This window comes from Shewanella sp. SM21, from assembly GCF_025654335.1.
Taxonomy (GTDB): Bacteria; Pseudomonadota; Gammaproteobacteria; order Enterobacterales; family Shewanellaceae; genus Shewanella; species Shewanella oncorhynchi.
In genome coordinates this window covers 1-25470 of sequence record NZ_JAKKRL010000001.1, presented here as the reverse complement: position 1 = coordinate 25470, position 25470 = coordinate 1, and the positions used below count along the sequence as shown (strand labels likewise).

Here is a 25470-nt window from a genome sequence, read left to right as displayed (position 1 = left end):
ACTTCCTTTCTTTTGGTTAAAATTTGGTATTGGTTATATGAGATTTTAATAGTAAATGTTTAAGATTGTCATCGCTTATAATTTCGCCAAGGCAGTCAAGGGCTTTAACATAATGAATGGTGAAATTTGGTGATTTATCTTTTTCTATTATAGGTAATAGTAAATATTTTGAAGTGTTGCATAATTCATGCTTGGCTTTATAATTTTTGACCGTTTTAGCTTCAAATAGAATACTTTCCGATAAGTTTGAAATGAAGTTAATATTTTGATTGAATTTTTTTGATAACTTAAGAAATTCATTTTTTGCTAGCACAGCATATTCTATACTTTTATCAAACTTACCTTGTCGTTGTAAGTGTTGTGCTGATGCAAGAAAATAGCTTGCATACACTTCGTCTCTCTTCGATGAAGAATTCAAATCAATATCTGAATCTAGTAAAGATTTTAATCTTGTAATCTCATTAGAATCAGTGCGTGCAAATGCTAGAAGATTGAAGTGTAAATAGTAATTTTGTCTTGTCCAAATATCGTTTTTAGGATCTTGTTCTAGCGCTTTTGATATTGCTTCCAAACCAAGTCGGGTTTGTCTTAGGGCTTGTTCTGGTAGATCTTGATAATCGTATAACTTAGCAAGAATTTGATGGCTGGCTGCTAGTCTATCTAATATATATGGCTGTTTAATGTTATTGCTTAGTTCTTGTTGGAGTTGAGTGTGGATCTGTATGGCTGAAAGTACATCACCTTGTGACACTGCCGCACTCGCTAACCAAGAACGTGCATTGGCCACATCCGCAATTAGCTGACTATCCTCAGGCGCTTTTGCCAAGGCGAGCAATTTAAGCCTTAGCGACTCTTCAAAATCTTGTTGTGCTTTGGCAAATTTCTGTTGCTTCATCGAAACTGAGCCCAAAGTGTTATGGGCGTAAGAAAGTTCCATGAGCGCATCTTTATCTTCGGGCGCAAGGGCGTACATAGTTTGGCTATAGGCTAAGTACTGCTCGAAGAAGGGGCGCGATGCCGCCCAATCACTCACATCATACTTAAGCTGTCCTAACCAAAAGGCATTGGCACCTAAGGTTTTCAGTAGGGCTAAGTTTTCCGGCTGCAATTCGAGCAGTGGCAACATTTTTTCTTGCGCCGCGAGTAATGCGCTGCGGGCTTCATCGATTTTATTGCGCGAATAGGCGACTTCCCCCATGGCCTCTAAGGTTTGGCCGTGTTGGAAGCGGGCGTCAAAACTTAAGTGTGCATCATCCTCTTTATTGGAAAAATCAGTGAAATATTCCAGTGCCTTATTGCTGATCCCGTCGAGTAAGTCCATACGGCCGATGCCGCGCATCTTGTCGGCGAAGTCACCCACCATAAAGCCGAGCAAATCTTCGGCGGCGAGGCGTTTTTGCAGGGCAAGTTTTTCGGCTTCTATGCTGCGAACGCTCATAATGACGGAGGTTAAGGTGAGGAGGCACAGCAGGGCGACGGTTACGCGCCTCGTCCTGCGCAGCATATTGGCGCGTTTGGTGGAGGCTGCGATAAAGGCGGTTTCGGGATCGTCTAAATCGAATAACGGATTTTGGCTGAGGCTTTGGGCCTCTTTCAACGGCTTGCCGTCGGCGAGCAGATAAGCGCTGTGTTTGGCTTCGCTGAGCCAACGCTTAGATAAATGCTGTAGGCGACTCTTAATGCTTAAGCTGTCGTTATGCTCGCTAATCCAAGCGGTTGCACGCGGCCAACGGCGTAAAAGTGCTTCGTGGGCGATGCTAAAACAGGGTTCACCATTTTGCAGATGCGACACGAATAAGCGGCTATCGACCATGGCTTGCACTAGGGCGGTTTCGGCCGTGCTTTGCAGTTGCGACCAGCGAGCGGTGCGGCTGGTGATGGACTTTTCATCTTCGCGCAGGGTGACTAATAGGGATAAAATCCGCGGCAGACTGGCTTTTTCGGCATCACTTAAGTGTGAAATCGCCTGCTCGGCATTTTTGCCAATCGCCCCTTCAATACCGCCAAGTGCATGATAAACCGAGACTAATAACTTATCGTCGGCGCTGCGTTGCAAATACAAGGCTTGCAGAGTGTATTGCAACATGGGCAACGCATCTGGGTTACTGGCCGCATCACTGCAGAGCATTTCGTCGAGCGGCATCGCGGTGTCGCTGTCAACTTCCCAGCTTAAGTTGGCAGCCACTGCGGGCAGGCGGATCATTTGTAATAGCTCAGTGCGTGTTGGCGGCGCTAAGTCAAAGTGGGCGCCGCGGGCTTTACCCGCCATTAAGCTTGGGTAATTGACCAATAAAGGATAAAAATCGTTGCGACAGGCACTGATGATAATCACGGCTTTTGAGGTGGCGAGTTGTTCCAATAATTCTATGAACTGAGTTCGTTCGGTATCGCTAAATAGCGGTGATGAGAGCAACACTTCTAATCGGTCGATAAACAAGGCAAAAAACGGATTAGAAAAGGGTTTAGCCTTGAGCGCTTGGGTACACTGGTTGATCACGCTTTGGATATCTTCGACGAGTTGAATCGCCAGAGTCTCAGCGCTCATGCCTTCGAATACTGGGGTGTCGTTGATTTCCCAGTCGAGCATAGCACTGGCAAGATCGGTGAGTAGTTGCCCTTTACTCACATCGGCAAAATCTAAGCTGCTGAATGACGCGACACCAATGCCGTTATAGCCGTCGCCCTTCATTAAATTGGGCACAACACCCGCATTAATCAGGGAGGATTTACCGCTGCCACTTGGACCTAAGATCAGGCAGAAGGCACGGCCAAACAGGATTTGTTGGCTTATCCGGTTAAGCAAAGTGCTGATTTGTTCACTGCGGCCAAAAAACACCTCGGCATAATTAGCGCTATAGGCTTGCAGTCCCGGAAAGGGCGAGCCGCCTTGCCAACTCTGTGGGCTGGCGGTGGCTTGGTGTCCGATAGGAAAACGCACTTCGGCTAAGGTGCGATAGCCGCGTTTGCGTATGGTTTCTATATAGGTGGGATCGGTGGCGCTATCGCCTAATGCTCGACGTAACTGATTGATAATCTTGTGTAGTGGATTGTCGCCGGTATCTACACCTGGCCAGCAGTGGCTGACTATTTCATCACTGCTGACGACTTCGCCCGCCCGTTGACAGAGAAATAGCAGCACATCCATCGCCTTGGGCTCAAGTTGTTTGACTTGTTTGCCAAGGAGCAGACTATTGGCGCTGGGATTGATTTGCCATTCACCAAAGAAAAATGTGCTGTCACTCATAACGATGTCCATTTATTGAGTATTGACCATGGCACGGTAAAAACTTGCGCTGTGAGTCACTCTTATTGTTATACGTATTGTTATAAAGATCTGTGCTTGTCATTCAAAGGTTTGACGTCAAGACCTTGACATTATGCCGTTGATGATTGTTATTTAAAAGGAATAACCCTTGATAATCAATGTAAATTTTATCAGGGTGAGGTGTGGTAAATAGTCTTTGGCTTGTCATTTTTCTGTCAACAGTTTGTGATTTGCGCTAGGTGTTAAATCAGGTGATGGCTTTTAGGTGTAAATCACAAAAATAAACAATAAAAAAGTGCCCGTGATTGGGCACTTTGTATTAGAGAGGAACTTAAGGCTAACAAGCCTGACTTATCAGCACCTTAAGCTGAGTATCTTAACGTTAGCCCCTTAACATTGGTCCCTTTGGATTAGCGCGTTAAGGTTAGTGCTTTGGCTTGATAGCTTAATCTGGCCATTTGACCTTGATCTTGCAGTTCTAACTCATTGAGTTCGAATGGCGGCTGTAAACCCGAGGCTTGAATAAGCTTAGGATCTAACATCAGCTTTAACTTCGGCGACTCTGGGGTCAGCCAATTGGCTGCTTGGGTGCGTAGAATCGCTACCTTTTGACCTTCGGCATTGGTGCCCGTTAACGTGCCACTTAAGCCAAAACGTCCCGCCTCGGCGACCGATAACTCAAAGTTGATTTGGTTAGGCAGGCCTTTATCCCAAACCGTGAGCACTTCGGGCTTGATGCTCGCCGAATTGACATAGGACTTAAAGACAGATTTGACCGTGCGCTGCACCGGTCGGCCATCGACTTGGGTTTGTACTGTGACTTCAATTTCACTGAAACCAGCATTGCTGCTTGAAAGTGCGACGCCCGCGGGGATCACCGCTTGCCATGTCTCCCCTTGTTTTACCATCGCCAGCGGTTGCATATTGCCATCGGCTTGTTTGAGTTTTGCCTGTGGTACAAAGGTGTTATCACTTTGGCTGAGAGCGAGTTCAAGCCCAAGGTTTTGCGCATCCGCCGCGATGGCGGTGGGGGCTTTGACGCTCAGTTGATAGGGCGAGCCTTTTTCCTTCACATTGACTAAGTAGCTGGCACTCGGTGTTAACGGCTGGCTGACCTGCAGGCGATATTCGCCCGGTGTGGCCTTCGCCGACATTTGCAATGCACTGGAATCATCGGTTAACCCTGCGCTAGCCAAAGCATCGGCGTTGACCATCGATTTGACCAGTGACTCATTGGTGTTTATCCCACTGCTGTTGGCTGCTTTGCCTTGGGGTGACTGATTAGGGGTAACGCGCTGAATTTGTACGCGCTCAGGGGCGATGACCTCGGCGTGCATCAAAGTACCAGAGCTGGTATCGCCCCGAGGTGCAATGCGCACTAAGCTCGACGCTTGGCTCATGGTGAGGCCCACGCCTGCATTAAGCTGTGCGCCGGTTACATTGACCCAATACTCGTCACTTTGGCTGGCTTGCTCCAGCTTAAGCATACTCGCTTGATACTCACCGTACAGCGGGGTGATAAAGCTAATGTAATCCGTACTGGTGTTGATGGGCGCCAGTGTTGGACTGGCAATATTGCTATCGACGAGATCGGTATCGCTCGGCGCGGCTAGGGTTAATCCTTTGGCGTACATTGGGCTGGCATTGGTTTTGGGATCTATGGGTGTGGCTTCATCTTGGCAGGCTGCAAGCAGTCCGCTTAGCGCCAAGACACTGGCAAGTTTGCTGAGTGTGTGCATCTTAGTGCTCCTTAAATGTGGTTGCGGATCAGCGTGTCTAAGTTGAAACACGTACGACGACTCTGCTGATGGCTTAAGGGCTCTTGGCCACGGGTCTTTTGTTTATCAGTAAACCAGACAGTGCCAGCCGCCTTTTGTGAGCTGCAATTTAAGAAGCCGTCGGAGCAGCTATCGAGCCAGTTTTGGGTGGTTTCAAGCGCGACTTGGTATTGATAACCCGCGCAGTAACTGTCGCTGTCCCAAATGGCGGAATCAACATCTGAGCCCACCACGACTTCGAAGGGTTTACCCAGCGATGGGCGACCCGCTGTGCCATTAAGCCAAGCGTTGTTGTAGTTTGCCATCCAACCGACTTGCTGTTGTTTCACCGCATTGCTGCCATAGCCTAAGAGCCAGCCTAAGCTGGTTTCGAACACATTACCTTGGTTCACCGCATCGGCCAGCGGCGTACCAGCACTGGAAGGCGCGATGGCGATAACCTTTGAGGTGGCGTTGATCACTGCAGGATAACGGCTGTCCCACGTTGGGTTAGATAAAATCCACCGCACTACGTTGCCACCATTGGAGTGGGTCAGCAGAATTAAGTCGTCGATATTTTTGGCTTGGATAAAGCTATTGAGCTGCGTGGCCAGACAACCTGCGGCGCTTTCTTCCCACATATATTGGTCAAAGTCGCAGTTGATCACTGTGTAATTGTTTGGCACTGGGATGCCTTGGCGCACTGAGTTAACAAATTCGGGCGTCCAGTAATCGGCTAAGGCATTGGTCTGGTGACCCGTACCATGGATAAAGGCGACTCCGGTTGCGGCTAACGTTACTGGGCTGACAGCGAACAGACCCAAGAGCATGAGGGCTTTTTTGATCTTCATGGCTATATCTCGTGTTGTTGGTCTTGTTGATTGTGGCCGCCAGTCCGTTGCGACAGTTTAGGGCAAGTCAGTTAATGCAGGATTTGCCGTAAATAAGCTTGAAATTGGCTGGCATGGCTCGGTTTATAGGCGCTCAAGCGCGAGTTACTCATTTTGGGTAAAACATGACTTAAGGCCTGAATACGACGGGATAGCGTGAGTGCGCTAGTTTACGTTGGCATCAAATGTGATTGCCGTAACTTAGCCATTATCAACAGGACTTAACTCAAGCTTATTAACCTAGACGCAACATTTTAAGCTGGCAAGTAAAACAATCATTATAAAATGCAATCGCAGGGGCGCATTTTGAACGGTTCGTTTTAATGTCAAACTAAAGGTTGGTAACCTGATGATAAGCAATGCCTAATAAACTAAATTGTGTTTTATCGCGTTTGAAATAGCGATTTGCTTACATAAAAGAATTTTCTGTGACACCCGCTTAGCGTTTGAGTTAATAGGTTTATCGTTCTGTATATAAAGGTTTTTTGTGATAAATAATTCAAACTCACCCATTTACTCTGGGATATGGGTATCACTTTAGTGCATTTAAAGACTAAACCGATTAGGCTGAGCTGGGGTAAAGTGGGATAAACGGAATAAACCAACATTGCCGAGATGATATTCTTCTTATCTTAATCAGTCATCTGAGCCATGGATTGACTGGGAGTAGAAAAGTAGCGCGATATGGGCAGGTTTAATCTAAATAGACAACAAACACGGGAGAATAAGTTTGGCGATAGAACATAATAAGATGGTGAGTTGCTTAAGTGGACTGCAATGTCGCACTAACTTCACCATAAAAAACATTACAGAATACATGCTCCCAGAAACCAAAGAGGCTTTCTATTTACACCTCGACGGTAAATCACCAAACTTGATTATTCGTCCCGCATTCGAAGTCTTTTCCGGCGAACTTGCCACTATTGCAGGCGTGCATGCCAAATACGACTATTTCCACAATGCCGAGATGACACGTTTCCCCAAACGTTTACATAAGAGTTTGACCGAAACCCACTATGGCCTTGCCTTTAGTTTTGACACGGTTGAAGCCGTACAGCAATTCATTACCCGTTTGAGTGCGATAGTGAAAGGCGCATAAGCTTTTACTGTATAAATCTTTAATAGAAGGCCGCTTAATTTTTCGATTGAACGGTACTCAAATTTTAGCCTTGCAGTGCTAGGGTTAAATTCCTCAATATCAATGAAAATGAGGAATTTAACTGCTGCCTTTTTACGCGGCTTTTCAGTATATTCATCAATAGATGAATTTTGCTGGAGCTTGCCATGTCGCTTATTCCCGGTCGCCCAAAGGGGGTTGTGCCATTTACCGCCCAAACTGAATCACAGCCGCAGACTCCTGGTCGTCCTAAAGGGGATTCCGATGCCCGCCAACGCTTAATTATCGCAGCCCTAAATCTCTTCAGTCATCGCAGTTATCCCAGCGTTTCTACCCGTGAAATTGCCCGCGAAGCCGAGGTTGATGCCGCACTTATTCGTTATTATTTTGGTTCAAAAGCGGGCTTGTTCGAACAAATGGTGCGGGAAACCCTTGAACCCGTATTAGCGCGTTTTCGCGAAATATCCGCTGCGGATGCCCCTAATAACTTGGGTGAACTTATGCAAACATATTATCGCGTTATGGCACCTAACCTGGGATTGCCACGGTTGATTATACGGGTGTTACAGGAAGGCGATGGCTCAGAACCCTATCGCATTATGTTGTCTGTTTTTGAGCAAATTTTATCCCTCTCGCGGCAATGGCTCGAATCCACATTAGTCAATGCGGGGCTATTGAAGGAGGGATTAGATCCCGATTTAGTACGCCTCAGTTTCGTGAGTCTGATGGTCTTTCCGCTTATTGCGCCCCCGGTGTTAATGCGTCAGTTCGGTTTTTTTAGTGCCGATGCTGATGGTTTACAGCGTTTAGCGCTGCACAATATGCAGGTTTTTACCCAAGGTGTACTGCGTGAACCGAGGAAGTCGTAATGAGTGTGAATTTTAAAATTCTGACGCACGTGAGTGTGGGTTGTGTGATCTTGCTATTAGTCGGCTGCACCGAAGCGCCGCCCAGAGTGCTTGGCACTGTCGAGCGGGACAGGCTGACGCTTACCGCGCCCGTAGGTGAGTTGATTACTCAAGTGAATGTGGTTGAAGGTCAACAGGTTAAGGCGGGCGAGGTGTTAATTCAGCTTGATACAATCTCAGCCAATGCGCGCCTCGCCCTGCGCCAGGCCGAGCTTGAACAGGCTAAAGCTAAACTTTCTGAGGCGGTCACAGGTGCGCGTTTAGAGGATATAGAACGCGCCAAGGCCGTGCTCGACGGGGCGAATGCCAGTGTGAAAGAGGCTCAGCGTGCCTTTGAACGAACAAACCGTTTATTTGCCACTAAAGTACTTAGCCAAGCGGATTTAGATACCGCCCGTGCGGCGCGGGATACCAGTATCGCTAAACAAGCTGAAGCGCTGCAAAGCCTGCGATTGCTAGAAAATGGCACCCGTAGTGAGCAGCTTGAACAAGCCAAAGGCGCGGTGGCTGCAGCTCGCGCCAGTGTAGCCATCGAACAAAAAGCCTTAGCAGACTTGAGCTTAGTGGCGGCGCGTGATGCCGTTGTCGATACGTTGCCTTGGCGAGTCGGCGATCGCATTGCCGCAGGCACTCAGTTGATTGGTTTACTGGCGAGCGAGGATCCCTATGTACGGGTTTACCTGCCCGCGACTTGGTTAGACAGAGTGAAGGCGGGCGATAGCGTCAATATTCTTGTTGATGGCCGCGAGATACCGATTGCTGGCACTGTGCGCAATATTCGCAGTCAACCTGCTTACACGCCATTTTATGCGCTAAATGAACGTGATCGAGCGCGGCTGATGTATTTGACCGATATCACCATTTCCGCCACAGATCAGGATCTACCTACTGGCATGGCATTAGAAGTTGAACTCGATGTGCTGCAACTCGATGTGCTGCAAGGAGTGCAGCAAAAAGTGCAGCAGCCATGAAAAGCGCTGATTTTGCTATCGAGACCCAAGGGATGACCCGCGCCTTTGGTGGTGTTAATGCGGTGGAAAACCTCGACCTCGCCATTCCCAAGGGCACCATTTATGGTTTTCTCGGCCCCAATGGCTGCGGAAAATCGACTTCAATTCGCATGTTGACTGGGTTGCTGAGTCCCACATCGGGGAATATTCGTGTTTTGGGTGAAACCTTACCCGGCGCCGAGGAAAAACTGCGCCGCCGCATTGGCTACATGACGCAAAAATTCTCCCTGTACGACAATCTTTCGGTGCGGGAAAACTTAGAGTTTGTCGCGCAAATTTATGGCCTTAACCGCCGAGCCTCAAAGCTGCGGATAGCCGAGTTAGTCATGCTATACGATTTAGTCGGCCGCGAGAAACAAATGGCGGGCTCCATGAGTGGCGGCCAGAAACAGCGTTTGGCCTTAGCGGCAGCGACCTTACATCACCCCGAATTATTGTTTCTCGATGAGCCGACATCGGCGGTCGATCCTGAAAATCGACGCGAGTTTTGGGAGCGCTTATTCGATCTCTGTGCCCAAGGCACCACGATACTTGTGTCGACTCACTATATGGATGAGGCCGAGCGTTGCCATGGTCTTGCGATTTTAGAGCGGGGGATAAAACGTGCCGACGGTTCACCCCAGCAGCTGATGGCGGCTATGGGGGCTCGGGTGGTTGAGATCTCAGGGGACGACTTACGTAATTTAAAACAATCACTGATCAGCGAGTCTGCGGTATTGTCGGCGGCGCAAATCGGCAGTCGTTTGCGGGTGTTAGTGCGCAGCGATATTGAAAATCCGCTCGCTTGGCTTAAACCTAGGGTTGCCAGCCGGACGATGGAAGAAGTGCGCGCTAGCTTAGAAGATGTGTTTGTCACTTGTACTGGCGAGCGCTTGGCTGGGGTTTCCAAGGGAGAGACTGACCATGTGGCGTAGGATTTTTGCGATTGTGGTCAAAGAGCTGCGGCAGTTGTCGCGGGATCGCATGACCTTTGGCATGATAGTCATGATCCCGTTAGTGCAACTGATGTTGTTTGGTTATGCGATCAATACCGATGCTCGCCATCTGCCTGCTGGGTTAGTCAATTTGAGTGATTCAGCCTACAGTCGCGCATTGGTTAAGGCGGTGGAAGCAACGCAGGTCGTAGATTTTAAACAGCGTTATTTAAGTGCCGCCGAGGCTGAGGCGGCGATCACTCGCGGCGAAGTCAAAGCCGTGCTGTATTTGCCCGCCGATCTTGATGAGCGCTTAGTGCGTCACCCAAGCTTTGTGGGTCAGCAATATTTAGCTCAGTCCTATATCGCACAACCCGCTGGCCAATGGCTGGTGGATGGTTCAGATACGGTTGTCGCTTCAACTATTCGTAGCCTAAGGCAAATGCCACTGGATGAAGTCGCAGGAAGAGCACTAAAAACGGCGATACCGAGTTTTGAAGTGGTGCAATATTTCAACCCAGAACAACGTTCTGTGGTCAACATAGTGCCCGGCCTGTTGGGGGTGATTTTGACTATGACCATGGTGATGTTTACTTCCGCCGCCATAGTGCGTGAGCGCGAGCAGGGCAATATGGAGTTTTTGATCACTACGCCTGTGCGGCCACTGGAGTTGATGCTGGGTAAAATCGTGCCCTATGTGATGGTTGGCTTTGTGCAAGTGACCATTATCCTGAGCGCAGGGCATCTGTTGTTCGATGTGCCCATTCGCGGCGGGCTTGATTCCATCGCCCTTGCTGCTATGTTGTTCATTTGCGCCAGTTTAACCTTAGGATTAGTGATTTCGACCATAGCGAAAACCCAGTTGCAATCGATGCAGATGACGGTATTTATCCTGCTGCCATCGATTCTCTTGTCGGGATTTATGTTCCCCTACGAAGCCATGCCTATCGCGGCGCAGTGGATTGCCGAAGCCTTACCTGCAACCCATTTTATGCGCATGTCACGGGCCATAGTGCTGCGCGATGCCCAAGTGATGGATCTGCAATTTGATGCCCTGTGGATGATAGGTTTTACTTGTATTGGGTTATTGATTGCCAGTATGAGATTTTCGAAGCGCTTGGATTAACCCTGTACTGAGTTTCATCATCAAGGGCAAAGTGCCGAGTTTTGATATAGCGCAAATTATCAGTAAACAGTCGCGCTAAGCCATTGAAATCGATGTTGCTTAATTAGGATATCCCTTACACTGCCGCTAGGGCGATTTCCGCCATCATGCTTAGCGAAGGGAATTCATTATGCCTCCAATCATTTGTCATAGCGCGCTCGATGCGGTTGCTTTAATTCAAAGCGGCGAGACGCTGTGGACTCATTCCATGGGCGCCACTCCGCGCATTTTATTAGATGCGTTGGCGCAGCATGCACTCACCAAAGAAAATCTCACCCTGTTACAGTTACATACTGAAGGCGCCGAATCCTTAAGCCATCCCAGTTTACAGGGGCATTTACGCCATCGATGTTTTTTCGGTGGGCTGCCAACGCGGGCATTACTGCAAAGTGGTGACGCGGATTATGTGCCGATTTTCCTGTCTGAAGTGCCTAAGTTATTTCGTTCCGGCGAGCAAAAAATAGATACCGCAATTATCCAAGTGTCGCCACCCGATAAGCATGGCATGTGTTCCTTAGGCATTTCGGTTGAAGCAACGCTCGCAGCTTGCCAAGTCGCGGGTAAGATCATCGCTCATATTAATCCACAAATGCCGCGAACCCATGGCGACAGCTTTATCCATATCGACCGTTTTGCCGCTGTGTATGAGCAGAGCGCGGCGTTGCCCATTCATTCTTTCGCGACGGGGGATGCGGTGAGTTTGGCGATCGGTAAAAATGTTGCCCAATTAGTGCGTAATGGCGATTGTTTGCAAATGGGCATAGGTGCGATCCCCGATGCCGTGCTGTCTTGTTTAACCGAACATAAAGACTTAGGCGTCCACACTGAGCTATTTTCTGACGGTATATTGCAACTGGTTGAAAAGGGTGTGATTAACAACAGCAAGAAGCGTTTTTATCCGGGAAAACTCGTCACAGGTTTCGCCCTGGGTAGCCAGAAATTATACGACTATGTTGATGATAATCCTGCGGTCATCTTTATGGACATAGAGCAAGTTAACGACACGGCCATTATCCGTAAAAATCCCAATGTGATGGCGATTAACTCGGCGCTGCAGGTCGACCTTTCAGGGCAAGTGTGTGCCGATTCCATTGGCACTAAAATCTATTCCGGTGTCGGTGGCCAGATGGATTTCATCCGCGGAGCAGGGTTATCTGAAGGTGGTCGTTCTGTGATTGCGCTGCCCAGCACGGCTGCGGGCGGCACGCTTTCTCGCATTGCAAGCGTGTTATCACCTGGCGCAGGGGTTGTCACCACTCGGGCCCATGTGCATTACATTGTGACCGAATACGGCGCCGCTAATCTACGCGGCCGTTCACTGCGCGAACGGGCACAAGCGCTGATCGCCATCGCTCACCCAGATTTTAGGGAACAACTGAGTCGTGATGCCTTTGAGGTGTGGGGATTAAATCTATAGCATTGTAAATCTTGGTGTTATGGCTTGCTGCCGAGTTTGCAGTGGTGCAAGCTCGTTTGAGCGTAAAGGGTTGGTTTTAATACGTCGTTTAATCGCGGTAAAGAGTCATTCGTCTGTCCCGATATGGTATAAACTCTTGGCGGGTTTGACCGACAGACTTATAAATAAAGGAGTCAATAATTTAAATGGATGAGATTGAATTAAAAGCATATTTAACAGAGAGGGTGTTATCTTTTTGTACGCGCTGGAACAGTATCGAAAATACCCTCTATACCGAAAGAACTGCCGAAGAAGATAAGCTACGGCAGGAATTGCCAGTGGCTGAATTCCATTATGCGAAGCAAACCGATTGGTTTGCTTTACTGAGTGAGCAAATAGCGCCATTATTTGACGATTTTTGTACCGATAAGCCCCGTGTTTACGGCGGAAAAGTGCGTAATTCCTTCGGGTTTCCTTCAAAATTTAATGGTTGTGATCATCCTCTTGAAGTGCAAATTACTTTAAAAAGTAAAAGCAGAGCCGAAATCTATATTAAAACCAACACTAACTTCGAAGATGAGTATTTGTTTATTGCTCTTAAAAAAGCCGATGAATGGCGTATCGATAGCTATAAAAATCGTCGCTATGGCAATGAGAAATGGAGCGTACAAATCCTTTAATTCAGCTTAATCTCAATGCTTGACGTCAGTAAAAAATGACTAAAGCATTGAGTTTAGTAACGTCGGTTTAATTTAAGTGATGCACTGAGACACAAAAAATATTGTGTAAATGGAACATCTTTATGCCATTAGATAATGCTCTTATTGCTCGAATCAAAGCCGAGACATTGCGGTTTACAACGGTTGAGGTTGAGCAATTTTTATTAGCTCATCCTGATAAAACCTTTTATGCCTTTGCTTTTGACACCCATGCTGAATACGCAGAATTAAATCTTTGTTTTAATACAGAGGCAGATTTTCAGCAGCGATTGGCCTATTACCAGTCTGGGGAATGGGCTGAGTCATACCAAAGCCCTGAGGCTATCCAAGAACTTAAATTCAATACAGGTGACTGGGAGTATCAATGTTTTAGTACATGTTACCTGCTTTCAGAGGATGAGTTGCAGACGATTCAACAGAGCTTACCCGAGGATGACTTTAGTGACTGGGAGGAGATAGTGCGGCAAATACGCGCAGTGTTTAACGAATGCCTAGTGCAGTTTACCCAAACTGAAGTCTATCAAGCGATCCCTAAAACCGATGGTTTTATGGCCTTTAGTATCGACCATGACGAAGATGTTGCTGATATGCTGGCCGATAGATTTTTATAAAAATTGATTTTAAACACTTTAAAATCATTAACATCTACGTTATTAGTACACCCTGATTTCCAATTGCTCGATTATCTTGTTGCCTTGTTCAAGCCCTAGATGGTTAACAATCATCGTTTTAATCAGCTCAACATAGGTTGGCTGGATATTGGAGTTATCATCGAAAAGGGCTTCATCCGCTTCAGTGATAAAGGCCGCAATCTCATTAAAGCTGCCGTATTTGGACTGTTATGAGGATTTCCCCATGCATTCTGCTAACAGTTTGACGAAAAAGTCGCTGCCTTTGCGTTCGCAAAAGGCGATGTTACGTTCTGGGATGGTTTCGGGATCTGTGTAGCTGGCTAGAGCGAGCTCCATGCTGGCTTCGCGGATGATGTGCAGGGTTGGGTAGGGCGCGCGGTTGGTGAAGTTGGCTGCCCCGTCCTGTGGTTCACCATCGAAACAATAGTCTGGGTGAAAGGTGGCGAGTTGGTAAGTGCCTTCGTACTCGTGTTCGATAAGTGTATCTGTTGCCATGTCGATGAGGTCGAGATAAGCATAAAACCCCTCAAAACCACGGGGTAGAATAAACAGTGTGGTTTCGGCTTCGGGGTGGGCGTCGAGGTATTGGCATTCTTCGATCAATGCCTTAAGCACTTGTTTGACTTTAGTTTGTTCCACCACCAGATACCGAATACTACCGCGTTCGACTTCTTGTCTGGCGAAGGGGCAAATATTGTATTTCATGATCACTTTTTTCACCCAGTCGTCGGTTTGTTGAGTGATCATGTCAATTTCGTTCATGGCGGTCGTTTGCTCGTGCTTAAAAATTAGGGGGCGATCATAGGGATGATAGACGCCACAAGCAAGAGCGCCATGCTGATATTAAAAATCTTCTGTTGACGCTCATTTTTCAAAATGCGTTTAAGGGCTACACCAAAGCCGAGCCAGACGATAGCGCAGGGAAAGGCGACGCACAAAAATACCGTTGCGATAGTGATGACCTGCGGGGTCAAATCCTGCTGTACTGACGTGAACGTCGCAATCGCGCCCACGGCCATGATCCAGCCCTTAGGATTGACCCATTGAAAGGCCGCGGCTTGGATAAAACTGAAGGGTTTAGTAATGGCTTTACCTTCCATCTTGCTACTGCTGTTGGCAATCAACCAAGACAGATACAAAAGGTAACCTATGCCGACGACTTTAATCACTTGATGGATGATAGGATAGCTTTGGAATAGGGCACTCAAGCCCAAACCTATCGCGAGGATCATGGTCGGGAAGCCAAGGCTTATTCCCATAAGATGCGGAATACTGCGTTTTACGCCAAAGTTTACCCCTGAGGTCATCAGCATAATATTGTTAGGCCCTGGGGTGATCCCCGATGAAAAGGCAAACAACGCGATAGCGAGTATTAACTCCATAGATAGATCCACACCTTTTATTTTAGTTTTATGGCATTGTGATTATTTGCCGCATTGAGCCTGCGATTTACTCATCTGACGTTACGCAATACTGTGTTGCTATTATTTATAATTGCGACATTTGATTGCAACGCAGGCGAGGCATTCTAGCGATTAAATGTTGCCGCGCCTATACGACATAGTGAGTTTATAAACTAAAAAGAATAACAAAATATGTACATGCCTCGATGGGATTAATGGCGTGAGAATAGGGCTAGCGCAGTTTGATGGTTTTCTGTGTTAGTACGAAAATCAAGATATATTGGAATATGCTGATTTAACACTATGATGGATATCAGCTTTCAGTTTTAGTAATAGCAACTATCCTTAGACAGCATTTTATAGATTGAGGTAACAGGGCATGATGAATCCATCATTACATAGTGAGCTAAGTGGAGTGCTAAATCGACAGCTCAGTCGAGTTCCTTGCTGGGTTCTCGACCGAGTGTTAAGTCGGTATTTGAGAGTGTTAATACTGCTTTTTAGCAGCGTTTTAGGTCTTACTGGGTGCGTAACTGTGACGGATAACGCGGCGCAGCCGTTGCGAACCACAATCGTGATGTCTGGCGATCTCAGTGAATTACCGTCAACAGCAATGACATTCACTTGGCATCCTAAATTTCAAAAAATCATCACAGATAAACGCTTAGATCCGCAGCCAGTGTTGCAACACATGCAAGCCGTATTAAAGCAAACTTTGCAGAGTAAGGGATATCGCTGGGTCGAAGATCCACTACTGGCGGATTTTCAGGTTGGCTTTGGCGTCGCTATGGGAACTGAAATGAGCGATGAACAAATTTTGGCAGTGACAGGGTTAGTCGCTGGGCTGTCAACCGACGGTGTGAATACCCAAAAGTATGACAAAGGTACCGTGGTGATAGCGCTCTTTAAACCCACTAAAATACAGGGCGTTGATGAGCCAATTTGGCGAGTGCTTGCCCAAGGTTTTGGCAACATTAAAAAGATGGATGAGCTAACCGAAAATTTCGACAGTCTCATTGCCAGTATGTTGGCCAATATGCCGTCGGTTAATGTGGCTCTTTAGTCAGCGTTTGAGCTTTAGTTCAGTTCTAAGTGAATTGAGTCAGCATTTTGGTTGGAGCATTCACCAGATAAACGGGATTAGTGCTTAATTGAGGTATCTTGGTCCCATGTTTGTGGTGCTAGCTCCCATTTTTGAACTGTGGAACATGGTACTTTAGTGACAGCCATCTCAATAAAGGGCGCGACAGTGAAAACTGCCGCGCTTTTTCATTTTAATGGAGGGAAGTTCCATTTTGATTTCAGACTGTTTCAGTCGTGCTCGACTGTGATCTCGTAGGATGAAAACTTACGAATGTTAATCACGCCCGTATCAAACATCAAATACTGCCCCTTGATCCCCTGCAAAATTCCGCTGACGACTACATCTTTATCGAAATTGTGCGAAGTGATCTTCTTCGGAAAGGTGTCAATTGGATAATGAATTGGCTGAATCGTTTCGTGCAAACGCTCGATACTGTAATCGCCTTTTTGCATGCCGATTTCGTGCAACTTAGCCTCAATTTGCGGGATCAGTTCCGCAGCCTTAGCATTTAAATCAATATCGTCGGCATGGCCTTTTAACATGGCTTGCCAATGGGTTTTATCATTAACCAGTTTTGCCAATTCTACTTCGACTAAGCCTGAGAGCTGTCTTGTTGAGACTTTAAAAATCGGTAAACCTTGGGTAGCACCTTGGTCAATCCAACGGGTGGGCAGTTGAGTGTGGCGGGTAATGCCGACTTTAACGCCCGAAGTATTCGACAGATATACATAATGCGGCACAAAACAGTGGCTCTGGGCCCACTCTGGTTCGCGGCAAGTGCCTTGGTCGTAATGACAAATTTCCGGCTTCATGATGCACATATCGCAACTCGCCAGCTTTTGCATACAGACAAAACAATGGCCCTGCGAGTAACTCTTCTTGCTCTTTTTACCGCAGTTGCAGCAGAAGATATTACCCGTGTGGGTCAAGATTAATTGCTTGCCTATCAATGGATTGAGCGGGAGTAACTCATCACCGACAACGAGTTGATATTGCACTTGTTGCGCGTCATCTAACTGCACGCGCATCTTTTTTAGCGTTCCTAACATGGTCATCCTAATGTGTTGCGTTCTGGTGCAGCTTAGTCGCTCATCATGCGGTCTAGTGCACGCTTTCGTTATATCGTCATTGCGTGACTGTCAGTATACAAGATTATCCCAGTCAGTTTAGATAGGATTTTTCGATAAGTAAGTCGATAAGTGAGTCGATTGACTGAGTGCACCTAAACCTCTTTTGTTTTACTTAACCATTTGTACACTAAGGCAATAATACCGAAAGTAAGCAAGGCTACTGGTAAGTAAATGATTATGCTCATAAATTGTGTTTGGTATTTTGTTGCTAATTGGGTATGGCTAATGAGATACCCAAAACCAACAACGGAAAAAATCCACACCATTGAACTGATGAAGTTAATGAGTAAAAAACGACGGGAAGAAATACCCGTTGCACCTAAAATATAGGGGTAAACGGTACGAACAAAAGGAATATAACGTGCGAGTAGCAGGGTTATCACTCCATAGTTATCAATAAGGTGGGTCGCTTTTTCCTGATGTTTGATATCAATATTCGACAGCAGTTTTTGGTAAATTTGGGTATGCCCTAAAAATCGACCCTGTAAATAACCTATAGCTGTACCTGTAAAGGTTGCTAGAACCAATAACGGCATAATACCGATATGAAGAATATCTTGATAAATCAGCACTCCAGTGAGAAAGAGTAGGCTATCTCCGGGTAAAAATGCGGTGGGAATAAAGCCATTTTCTAACACTAAAAAGCCACAAATTAATGCGCTGACCATGAGGGCGATTTTAGGATTGGCTAAAACCGCCAGATCATTGTGTATCATGGCTTGGGCCAGTTCGTATAACTGCTCCATACGTACTACTCCCTAAAATAATTGATAAAACATAAAGATGGTAAAGCTCGAAAGCGGCAAAGTGGTCATTCTGAACCGGAGCTATGGTGTTTCGTGGGTTATTCTACCAAGGGAGCATGAATCGAAAGGCAGTTACAACATTAAATTTTGTTGGTGTTAGTGTGTTTATGGTTCAGTAATCGGGTTTTGTGGGCTTTTTATAGTAAAAATATTAAGCATTATTAGATGGTTAATAAATTTTAAATGATGACATCAACTTACAAACCCACTAGCCTGATTCCTATTCGAATTCTAACGATTCCAACTATCCAGTATTGATTGCACTGGCTTAACTTAATTTGAACACCTTGTCGCGAATATCGGTTTTTAAGCATTGCTTTAAGCGCTCTTAAAGTGCTTTTTGAAAGTGCCATTGCGAGAGCACTCTCTAAATATATTGGTGTGCTAAGTGTTAGCTTGCCGTAAAAGTTAATGGCATTAACGGCTTAATCTATCGAGCACGAGATCATCCCCAAGAGCATAGAGGGATTCTACCAGTTGATCTTCTTGGGCGAGATCTGTGAGTCCAAGGCCAATGGTGGCCCGAAAGAGTGCTATACCTGTGTGGCCTGCGGTTTCATATTGACTACTAAACTGCTCGATATTGATGCCAATTGCATTGATTTTATTGGATATATCGAGCACAAGTCCGGGTCTGTCATAGGCCACTAGGTTGTAACTTAAGCGTTTGATGGGCTTAAGGGCGACCGAGGTTTTGGAGTAGGTGAGGGACAGGCTATCGATGCATTCTAGGGCCTCAATAAGCTCGTCCATGCGCAGTGACGGCACTTCGAGTAACAATATCGCGGCAAAGACACCGTCAATATGGCGTAATTCTGAGTCGAGCCAGTTGCCGCCATGACGACTCACAGCATGGGCGATTTGTTCTACTAATCCTTTTCTATCAGGTGCTTGTAGTGTGATTAAGTATCGTAGCATAGTGACTGACTCCTATTTTTTGTAAAAGGCACCTGTTTTAAAACGGGGTGTAACACAACTGTCATCTTTGCGTCATATAATCCAACGCACTTAGAATAAAGGATGTTGTTATTGCTCAGTTTACGTTCAAACAGTGTAAGCATAGCACTCGGCAAATCCTAGCGAAAAAACTCGCTAGCTATTAATAATAGAGGTTCTTAATGGAAAGTCAGGTCACTCAACCTGGTTCTGCATCGCACAGTATGCTTAAAGGCGGACGCTCGAATCGCAGGGCATTTAAGGATAAAGCGGCGCAAATCAGCGTCACTATCGGCGGCACTATGGTATTTGTCGCCTTATTGTTGATCTTCTTTTATCTGTTGTATGTGATTAAACCCATTTTCGACAGTGCTGATGTCACACCCGTTAAGAGTGTGAGCTATCAACACGCGGATGTGCCGACCTTAATGGTGGGTGCTGAAGAGCAAAATGAGGTGATGTACCGTGTGAGCGTTCATGGTCAAGTGGACTTCTATACTGTTGCCGACGGTAGCTTACTTTCTAGCTTTACCCCGACGTTACCAGCGGGTGTTACAGTCACCAGCGCCGCCGTTGCTGTACCGAGCGAACAACGTTTTGCGCTGGGATTAAGTAATGGTCAGGTCATAGTGGCGGGCCTAGAGTTTGGTTTAACGTACCCCAATAACAAACGTTTAATCACACCTAAACTGCGTTATCCCGCAGGTGAAACCCCCATTACCGTCGATGAGACGGGCAGCGCGATTCATAAGCTGACCTTTACTTATAGCTCAGACAAAATGAGTTTTGCTTATCAAGATGAGAGTGGTGTTTGGCGCCTCACTCGTCTCGAAGGGCAAGAGAACATGATGACTGAAGAAGTGGAGTGGGTTTCTACGACGTCACAAATTCAAGATGCGCCGAAGAAAGTCTCCCACGAGCTGATGACGCCCGATCAACGTCAATTGATGTTGCAAACTGGCAATAAAATTTTCGTGTACGACATCCGTGATACTGACAGCTTAGATCTGCTGCAGGTGATTGATGTTGAACGTGCTAAGGCACAAGTCAATAACGTGGCTTTGCTGGCGGGAGCGAGTTCATTACTGGTCAGTTATGACACAGGTATTGTGGCGCAGTACTTCCAAGTTAATGGTGAAAAAGGGCGTTTATATCAAGAGATTCGTCAGTTTGATGACTTACCGCCCATCAGCTCGATTACCTCTGAGTTTTATCGTAAGAGTTTCGCGACAGTGAGCCCTGAGGGTGAGCTAACCCTACTCTATACTACGAGTCATCGTGAACTGTTTGATGCAAAGTTTGACCTTAAAAACCCAGGTAAAATGGGCTTTACCCCACGCTCAAACGGCATAGTCGTTGAGGCGGACAAAAAGCTGCATATCTTCAGTGTGGAAAACTCCCACCCAGAAGTGTCATGGAGCGCCATGTGGGACAAGGTGTGGTATGAAGGTTATCCAGAGCCACAATATGTATGGCAATCGACCTCAGGTTCTGATGATTTTGAAGCTAAGTTGAGCTTAATGCCATTGGCCTACGGCACAATGAAAGCGGCATTTTATGCCATGTTATTTGCCGTGCCTTTATCCGTTGCTGGTGCGATTTACACGGCTTACTTTATGTCGCCTAAGGTACGCGGTTTCGTGAAACCGACCATTGAAATCATGGAAGCTTTACCAACGGTGATTTTAGGTTTCTTGGCGGGTCTGTGGTTAGCGCCATTGATTGAAGAGCATCTCCCCGGCATTTTAATTCTACTGATCTTATTGCCGACCTCGATACTCACGTCTGCCTATGGCTGGAGCAGGTTGCCGGGTAAGTGGAAACAACGTTTACCCGAAGTGTACCAAGAGCTGATGTTAATCCCTGTGGTCTGTTTCGTGGGGTGGTTCTCTTTTGCGGTCAGCCCAATCATCGAAGTGGCGCTGTTTGATGGTAATACCCGTCAATTCATCACTAACGAACTGGGGATCACCTTCGACCAACGTAACGCGCTGGTGGTCGGTATTGCCATGGGTTTTGCGGTGATCCCAACGATTTTCTCCATCGCTGAAGATGCTATTTTCTCTGTACCGCGTCATTTATCTAACGGCAGCTTAGCCTTAGGTGCGACGCCTTGGCAGACATTGACACGCGTAGTGTTGTTAACCGCCAGTCCGGGTATTTTCTCGGCCATTATGATGGGCCTTGGCCGTGCCGTTGGCGAGACCATGATTGTACTGATGGCCACCGGTAACACTGCCATCATGGAATGGAGCGTGTTCGAAGGGATGCGAACCTTGGCGGCAAACATTGCGGTTGAAATGCCTGAATCGGCTATCGGTAGCTCGCATTATCGTGTGCTCTTCCTTGCTGCGTTCGTACTATTCATCTTTACATTCTTCTTTAACACCATTGCAGAAGTGGTGAGACAGCGTCTACGTGAACGCTATAGCTCGCTGTAACGGGGATAAGACAATGACATTAAATACTATTTCGCCAGTGACCTTGAGAGGTTTGTGCAATGGGTAAGTGGGTAAAATCAGGCTCGCCATGGATATGGATGACGGGCGGTGCCGTGAGCATCAGTTTGATTGCCGTCTTAGGCTTATTATTGTTAATCGCATGGCGCGGCTTAAGTTACTTTTGGCCTGCAACGGTTTACCAGTGGGAGCTTGAAGATAACACGGGTGTACGTTCGATCTTAATTGGTGAGGTTTACGATAGGGAAGAAGTACCGACTGAGCGTTTGATTGCTGCTGGCCATGTGTTTAAGCAACATCCGGGCGAGTTTGTGACCCGTTACTTAGTAAAAACCGGTAACCGTGAATTTGTGGGTTTGGATTTCCGCTGGATATTAGGTACGGACATTGTTAGCCGTTCTGTGCCAAGCGAGGTTGCACTGATCGAGCGGGCTAAAAACGGTAACTTCTACGGTTATCCGATAGCCGTGATTGAAAATGGCAAGCGTCTTGATTTAGTGAATGATGCGATTGAATCCTCCTTAATGGAGCACATCGAACGCGCTGTTGCCTTATCTGACAAAGCGGTTGATTTGCAGAAGCAAGATATTGGCTCGATTAACTACGCCATTGAAAAATTGCGTTTGCAGGAGCGTCGTTTCGAGCTGGATGGGGAACTGACCGACAGTATTAAAGCTGAGTTGGTCGCCAAGAGAGCTCAACTGCAAGAAGATTACTTAGTGCTTGAAAAAGCGTTATTTGCCCTGCGTGATGATGCGGCGCGTGACTCGGTTATCGTCCGAGATATGCGCGGCGAAGAAGTTGAACTGAAGCTCGATACCGTTCTTGATGTGACCTATGTGAATCACTTAGGACTCATAGGCAAAATTGGTAAGTGGTTTGTCGGTATTGGACGCTTTATGAGTGACGACCCGCGTGAAGCCAACACTGAGGGCGGCGTGTTCCCCGCGATTTTCGGCACTGTGTTTATGGTGATGTTGATGGCGGTGATCGTGACGCCATTTGGTGTGGTCGCGGCGGTTTATCTACATGAATATGCTAAGAAAGGCCCTATTACTAAGATGATCCGTATTGCGGTAATCAACTTAGCGGGTGTGCCATCGATTGTGTATGGTGTATTCGGTTTAGGTTTCTTCGTGTACATGATGGGCGGTTCCATCGACCAATTGTTTTACGCTGAAGCTTTGCCTGCTCCTACCTTTGGTTCGCCAGGGGTGATTTGGTCGGCATTAACCCTCGCGATTTTGACGCTGCCAGTGGTTATTGTGTCGACTGAAGAAGGGTTAAGTCGTATTCCAAGCGCGGTGCGTCAAGGTAGTTTGGCACTGGGCGCGACTAAGGCTGAAACCCTGTGGCGGATTGTGATCCCGATGGCGAGTCCAGCGATCATGACGGGTTTGATTTTAGCGGTCGCTCGTGCTGCCGGTGAAGTGGCACCGCTAATGTTGGTGGGTGTCGTGAAATTAGCGCCAACATTACCACTGGACTTTAACTTCCCGTTTGTGCATTTAGAACGTAAGTTCATGCACTTAGGGTTCCATATATATGATGTGGGCTTCCAGAGTCCTAACGTTGAAGCGGCACGTCCTCTGGTGTATGCGACCTCTTTCTTGCTGGTGTCTGTGATTGTGGCACTCAACTTGACGGCCATTAGCGTGCGTAACCACTTACGTGAAAAATATCGTTCGCTTGAGCACTAATCAGCGATTATCCTGAAAGTATTAGGACTAAATATGATTTCTATAGATTCGACAGCAATGAAAACCAATAACTTTGATTTAGCTAACTTAAGCCAGAACGACACCGCGCTGGAGATCCGTAACTTAGATTTGCGCTATGGTGATAAGCAAGCGCTGTTTAATGTATCGATGAAGATCCCCAAGAAGCAAGTTACTGCCTTTATCGGCCCCAGTGGTTGTGGTAAATCGACACTATTGCGCTGTATTAACCGCATGAATGACTTAGTTGATAATTGTCATATTGGCGGCGAGATATTGCTGCACGGCCAGAATATCTACGACAAAAAGATTGATGTCGCGGCTTTGCGCCGTAATGTCGGTATGGTGTTCCAACGCCCAAATCCTTTCCCTAAGTCGATTTACGAAAACGTTGTTTATGGCTTGAGATTGCAAGGGCTGAATAACCGTCGTGAACTCGACGAAGCGGCTGAGCGTTCATTGCGCGGCGCGGCGATTTGGGACGAAGTTAAAGACAGATTGCACGATAACGCCTTTGGTTTGTCTGGCGGTCAACAGCAACGTCTGGTGATTGCCCGTGCGATAGCCATTGAGCCAGAAGTGCTATTACTCGACGAACCAACATCGGCACTCGATCCGATTTCGACGCTGACGATTGAAGAGTTAATCACTGAGCTTAAGACGAAATACACTGTGGTTATCGTGACTCACAACATGCAACAGGCGGCGCGGGTATCGGATCAAACGGCCTTTATGTATATGGGTGAATTAGTTGAATATGCTGATACTAATACGATTTTCACCACGCCGAAAAAACGTAAGACTGAAGATTACATCACAGGACGTTACGGTTAATCACTTGAGTATCGGATAAGGCCACCAAGGCTTGGTATGGGTCAACAGTTAAGTAACAGGTTGGAACGCAATGGAAAACATGAATTTAAGTAAGCACATTTCGGGTCAGTTCACCGCTGAGCTGGATGATATCCGCAATCGAGTGCTCGCGATGGGTGGCTTGGTTGAACGTCAGCTGGAGCAAGCGATTGATGCCTTAAGTGCCCTCGATGCCGAGTTAGCCCAGCGGGTGATTGCAGGCGATCATAAGGTCAATGCGATGGAAGTTTCCATTGACGAAGAATGCACGCGTATTATTGCTAAGCGTCAACCTGCTGCCAGTGATTTACGCTTGATTATCGCTATTTCAAAAACTATCGCCGATCTTGAGCGTATTGGTGATGCCTGTGTGCGGATTGCAAAAGCGGCATTAGATAAACGTTTGAATAATCAGCAGCCTTTGTTAGTTAGCATTGAAAATATGGGGCGTCATGCGACTCGGATGTTGCATGCGACTTTAGATGCCTTGGCCCGTATGGATGCAGATACCGCGTTAGAGCTGCATAAAGAAGATGCTAAGCTTGACCGTGAATATGAAGGCATCATTCGCCAGTTAATGACCTATATGATGGAAGATCCGCGTTCAATCCCAGACATACTCGACGTATTATGGGCTGCACGCGCAGTAGAGCGTGTCGGTGACCGCTGTAAAAATATTTGTGAATACATTATCTACTACGTGAAAGGTAAAGACGTTCGCCATACTTCCTACGAAGATATGGAAAAGGACATGAAAGGCTAACACAAGTATTAGTCTGCTATTGTAATGCCATTCGCTGAATAAAACGCTCCGCAGCCTCTGTGGAGCGTTTTGCTTTTAGGGCTTTTAAATGCGGCTTAATAAATGCCGACTGCTTTTATAGACTGATTTGACAGTACTAATAGCAATGATGAGTCAATTCGATTTGGTAAAAACGCATTGGAAAATTCTGCAGGCTAGTATAGCTGAGTGAACTGTCATTTTAGTTGCTAGGCGTTGGCTGGTATCCACGCATATAGGCTTGCCATGGTACTTACTCACCGACACGCAGCAAGTCCGTATATGGACACCTCGAATAGATCAACCACTTTTTGAGTAACAGAAAGTAATACTGCGTACGTATATCCGACCTGTTTGTGAGAATCTTTGTTCTCTGGCCTTAATGAGAACCGCGCCTTTGCTGCTTATCGTCCTTTCGGAGTCATATGCTCCTTGTACTCTCTCAGCATCTGCAAAGGCCGGTATTACCTGTTACTTCATTATCTGTAGTCGTGTTTTTGGGGTGAGTTTAATACTCGATTTTTACAT

Annotated in this window: 21 protein-coding genes; 13 read left to right on the top strand and 8 right to left on the bottom strand. The window is 46.7% G+C overall.

What is annotated here, in order from left to right:
• Nucleotides 1–16 precede the first annotated feature (16 nt).
• The 3 genes from L5L94_RS00105 to L5L94_RS00095 form a co-directional block, all read right to left on the bottom strand.
• Nucleotides 17–3244, bottom strand: coding sequence for a winged helix-turn-helix domain-containing protein (locus tag L5L94_RS00105; RefSeq protein WP_263160611.1), 3228 nt, complete (start codon nt 3242–3244; stop codon nt 17–19).
• Between the two features lie 431 nt (nt 3245–3675).
• Nucleotides 3676–5004 (bottom strand): DUF4785 domain-containing protein, encoded by a 1329-nt coding sequence (locus tag L5L94_RS00100; RefSeq protein ID WP_263160610.1) that lies wholly within the window; start codon nt 5002–5004, stop codon nt 3676–3678.
• Between the two features lie 11 nt (nt 5005–5015).
• Nucleotides 5016–5873 carry a hypothetical protein gene (locus L5L94_RS00095; RefSeq protein ID WP_028760548.1) on the bottom strand — a complete coding sequence of 286 codons (858 nt, stop codon included), beginning with the start codon at nt 5871–5873 and terminating at the stop codon, nt 5016–5018.
• Nucleotides 5874–6663: 790 nt separating this feature from the next.
• Between L5L94_RS00095 and L5L94_RS00090 the strand changes: the two genes are divergently transcribed.
• From L5L94_RS00090 to L5L94_RS00055, 8 genes are all read left to right on the top strand, one after another.
• A complete protein-coding gene (locus L5L94_RS00090) occupies nt 6664–7011 on the top strand; it encodes a hypothetical protein (protein ID WP_113938914.1) in 348 nt (115 codons plus the stop codon).
• A 185-nt stretch (nt 7012–7196) separates the two neighbouring features.
• On the top strand, nt 7197–7898 hold the full coding sequence (locus tag L5L94_RS00085) for a TetR/AcrR family transcriptional regulator (protein WP_198573577.1): 702 nt from the start codon (nt 7197–7199) through the stop codon (nt 7896–7898).
• Complete coding sequence (locus tag L5L94_RS00080) at nt 7898–8908, top strand: HlyD family secretion protein (RefSeq protein WP_263160608.1); 1011 nt, start codon at nt 7898–7900, stop codon at nt 8906–8908. Before L5L94_RS00085 ends, L5L94_RS00080 begins: the two co-directional genes overlap by 1 nt.
• A complete protein-coding gene (locus L5L94_RS00075) occupies nt 8905–9861 on the top strand; it encodes an ATP-binding cassette domain-containing protein (protein ID WP_263160606.1) in 957 nt (318 codons plus the stop codon). Before L5L94_RS00080 ends, L5L94_RS00075 begins: the two co-directional genes overlap by 4 nt.
• Nucleotides 9851–10987, top strand: coding sequence for an ABC transporter permease (locus L5L94_RS00070; RefSeq protein ID WP_219256166.1), 1137 nt, complete (start codon nt 9851–9853; stop codon nt 10985–10987). Before L5L94_RS00075 ends, L5L94_RS00070 begins: the two co-directional genes overlap by 11 nt.
• Before the next feature lie 169 nt (nt 10988–11156).
• Nucleotides 11157–12443 carry an acetyl-CoA hydrolase/transferase family protein gene (locus L5L94_RS00065; RefSeq protein ID WP_212600061.1) on the top strand — a complete coding sequence of 429 codons (1287 nt, stop codon included), beginning with the start codon at nt 11157–11159 and terminating at the stop codon, nt 12441–12443.
• A gap of 185 nt (nt 12444–12628) precedes the next feature.
• Nucleotides 12629–13102, top strand: coding sequence for an NTF2 fold immunity protein (locus L5L94_RS00060; protein ID WP_105249681.1), 474 nt, complete (start codon nt 12629–12631; stop codon nt 13100–13102).
• 122 nt (nt 13103–13224) lie between these two features.
• Nucleotides 13225–13752: a DUF4303 domain-containing protein gene (locus L5L94_RS00055; RefSeq protein ID WP_263160603.1), complete on the top strand. Its 528-nt coding sequence runs from the start codon at nt 13225–13227 to the stop codon at nt 13750–13752.
• Between the two features lie 228 nt (nt 13753–13980).
• Here the strand turns inward: L5L94_RS00055 and L5L94_RS00050 are convergent, their stop codons facing one another.
• Both L5L94_RS00050 and L5L94_RS00045 read right to left on the bottom strand, forming a co-directional pair.
• Nucleotides 13981–14535 (bottom strand): DUF1415 domain-containing protein, encoded by a 555-nt coding sequence (locus L5L94_RS00050; protein WP_168823098.1) that lies wholly within the window; start codon nt 14533–14535, stop codon nt 13981–13983.
• Nucleotides 14536–14561: 26 nt separating this feature from the next.
• Nucleotides 14562–15155, bottom strand: coding sequence for a LysE family translocator (locus L5L94_RS00045; protein ID WP_263160602.1), 594 nt, complete (start codon nt 15153–15155; stop codon nt 14562–14564).
• A gap of 400 nt (nt 15156–15555) precedes the next feature.
• Here L5L94_RS00045 and L5L94_RS00040 point away from each other — a divergent pair, with 400 nt between their 5' ends.
• Entirely contained in the window at nt 15556–16239 is a 684-nt protein-coding gene (locus tag L5L94_RS00040; protein ID WP_317629614.1) for a DUF4136 domain-containing protein, read from the top strand.
• 248 nt (nt 16240–16487) lie between these two features.
• On the opposite strand, the gene L5L94_RS00035 is transcribed toward L5L94_RS00040, so the two are convergent.
• The 3 genes from L5L94_RS00035 to L5L94_RS00025 form a co-directional block, all read right to left on the bottom strand.
• Nucleotides 16488–17309 (bottom strand): DUF2797 domain-containing protein, encoded by an 822-nt coding sequence (locus L5L94_RS00035; RefSeq protein ID WP_263160598.1) that lies wholly within the window; start codon nt 17307–17309, stop codon nt 16488–16490.
• A 173-nt stretch (nt 17310–17482) separates the two neighbouring features.
• Nucleotides 17483–18136, bottom strand: a complete 654-nt coding sequence (locus tag L5L94_RS00030) for a DedA family protein (RefSeq protein ID WP_168823092.1) — start codon at nt 18134–18136, stop codon at nt 17483–17485.
• Between the two features lie 477 nt (nt 18137–18613).
• Entirely contained in the window at nt 18614–19114 is a 501-nt protein-coding gene (locus L5L94_RS00025) for a glycine cleavage system protein R (RefSeq protein ID WP_028760534.1), read from the bottom strand.
• Between the two features lie 200 nt (nt 19115–19314).
• Here L5L94_RS00025 and L5L94_RS00020 point away from each other — a divergent pair, with 200 nt between their 5' ends.
• From L5L94_RS00020 to phoU, 4 genes are all read left to right on the top strand, one after another.
• Nucleotides 19315–21573, top strand: coding sequence for an ABC transporter permease subunit (locus L5L94_RS00020; protein ID WP_168823090.1), 2259 nt, complete (start codon nt 19315–19317; stop codon nt 21571–21573).
• A 59-nt stretch (nt 21574–21632) separates the two neighbouring features.
• Nucleotides 21633–23291 carry a phosphate ABC transporter permease PstA gene (gene pstA / locus L5L94_RS00015; RefSeq protein ID WP_263160595.1) on the top strand — a complete coding sequence of 553 codons (1659 nt, stop codon included), beginning with the start codon at nt 21633–21635 and terminating at the stop codon, nt 23289–23291.
• Between the two features lie 33 nt (nt 23292–23324).
• A complete protein-coding gene (pstB, locus tag L5L94_RS00010) occupies nt 23325–24143 on the top strand; it encodes a phosphate ABC transporter ATP-binding protein PstB (RefSeq protein ID WP_028760531.1) in 819 nt (272 codons plus the stop codon).
• Nucleotides 24144–24213: 70 nt separating this feature from the next.
• On the top strand, nt 24214–24924 hold the full coding sequence (gene phoU, locus L5L94_RS00005; RefSeq protein ID WP_028760530.1) for a phosphate signaling complex protein PhoU: 711 nt from the start codon (nt 24214–24216) through the stop codon (nt 24922–24924).
• Nucleotides 24925–25470 lie beyond the last annotated feature (546 nt).

Bases quoted from the DNA above. Each gene is read 5' to 3' on its own strand.
- L5L94_RS00105 (WP_263160611.1), bottom strand. From the start codon at position 3,244: ATGAGTGACAGCACATTTTTCTTTGGTGAATGGCAAATCAATCCCAGC.
- L5L94_RS00100 (WP_263160610.1), bottom strand. From the start codon at position 5,004: ATGCACACACTCAGCAAACTTGCCAGTGTCTTGGCGCTAAGCGGACTG.
- L5L94_RS00095 (WP_028760548.1), bottom strand. From the start codon at position 5,873: ATGAAGATCAAAAAAGCCCTCATGCTCTTGGGTCTGTTCGCTGTCAGC.
- L5L94_RS00090 (WP_113938914.1), top strand. From the start codon at position 6,664: ATGGTGAGTTGCTTAAGTGGACTGCAATGTCGCACTAACTTCACCATA.
- L5L94_RS00085 (WP_198573577.1), top strand. From the start codon at position 7,197: ATGTCGCTTATTCCCGGTCGCCCAAAGGGGGTTGTGCCATTTACCGCC.
- L5L94_RS00080 (WP_263160608.1), top strand. From the start codon at position 7,898: ATGAGTGTGAATTTTAAAATTCTGACGCACGTGAGTGTGGGTTGTGTG.
- L5L94_RS00075 (WP_263160606.1), top strand. From the start codon at position 8,905: ATGAAAAGCGCTGATTTTGCTATCGAGACCCAAGGGATGACCCGCGCC.
- L5L94_RS00070 (WP_219256166.1), top strand. From the start codon at position 9,851: ATGTGGCGTAGGATTTTTGCGATTGTGGTCAAAGAGCTGCGGCAGTTG.
- L5L94_RS00065 (WP_212600061.1), top strand. From the start codon at position 11,157: ATGCCTCCAATCATTTGTCATAGCGCGCTCGATGCGGTTGCTTTAATT.
- L5L94_RS00060 (WP_105249681.1), top strand. From the start codon at position 12,629: ATGGATGAGATTGAATTAAAAGCATATTTAACAGAGAGGGTGTTATCT.
- L5L94_RS00055 (WP_263160603.1), top strand. From the start codon at position 13,225: ATGCCATTAGATAATGCTCTTATTGCTCGAATCAAAGCCGAGACATTG.
- L5L94_RS00050 (WP_168823098.1), bottom strand. From the start codon at position 14,535: ATGAACGAAATTGACATGATCACTCAACAAACCGACGACTGGGTGAAA.
- L5L94_RS00045 (WP_263160602.1), bottom strand. From the start codon at position 15,155: ATGGAGTTAATACTCGCTATCGCGTTGTTTGCCTTTTCATCGGGGATC.
- L5L94_RS00040 (WP_317629614.1), top strand. From the start codon at position 15,556: ATGATGAATCCATCATTACATAGTGAGCTAAGTGGAGTGCTAAATCGA.
- L5L94_RS00035 (WP_263160598.1), bottom strand. From the start codon at position 17,309: ATGTTAGGAACGCTAAAAAAGATGCGCGTGCAGTTAGATGACGCGCAA.
- L5L94_RS00030 (WP_168823092.1), bottom strand. From the start codon at position 18,136: ATGGAGCAGTTATACGAACTGGCCCAAGCCATGATACACAATGATCTG.
- L5L94_RS00025 (WP_028760534.1), bottom strand. From the start codon at position 19,114: ATGCTACGATACTTAATCACACTACAAGCACCTGATAGAAAAGGATTA.
- L5L94_RS00020 (WP_168823090.1), top strand. From the start codon at position 19,315: ATGGAAAGTCAGGTCACTCAACCTGGTTCTGCATCGCACAGTATGCTT.
- pstA (WP_263160595.1), top strand. From the start codon at position 21,633: ATGGGTAAGTGGGTAAAATCAGGCTCGCCATGGATATGGATGACGGGC.
- pstB (WP_028760531.1), top strand. From the start codon at position 23,325: ATGATTTCTATAGATTCGACAGCAATGAAAACCAATAACTTTGATTTA.
- phoU (WP_028760530.1), top strand. From the start codon at position 24,214: ATGGAAAACATGAATTTAAGTAAGCACATTTCGGGTCAGTTCACCGCT.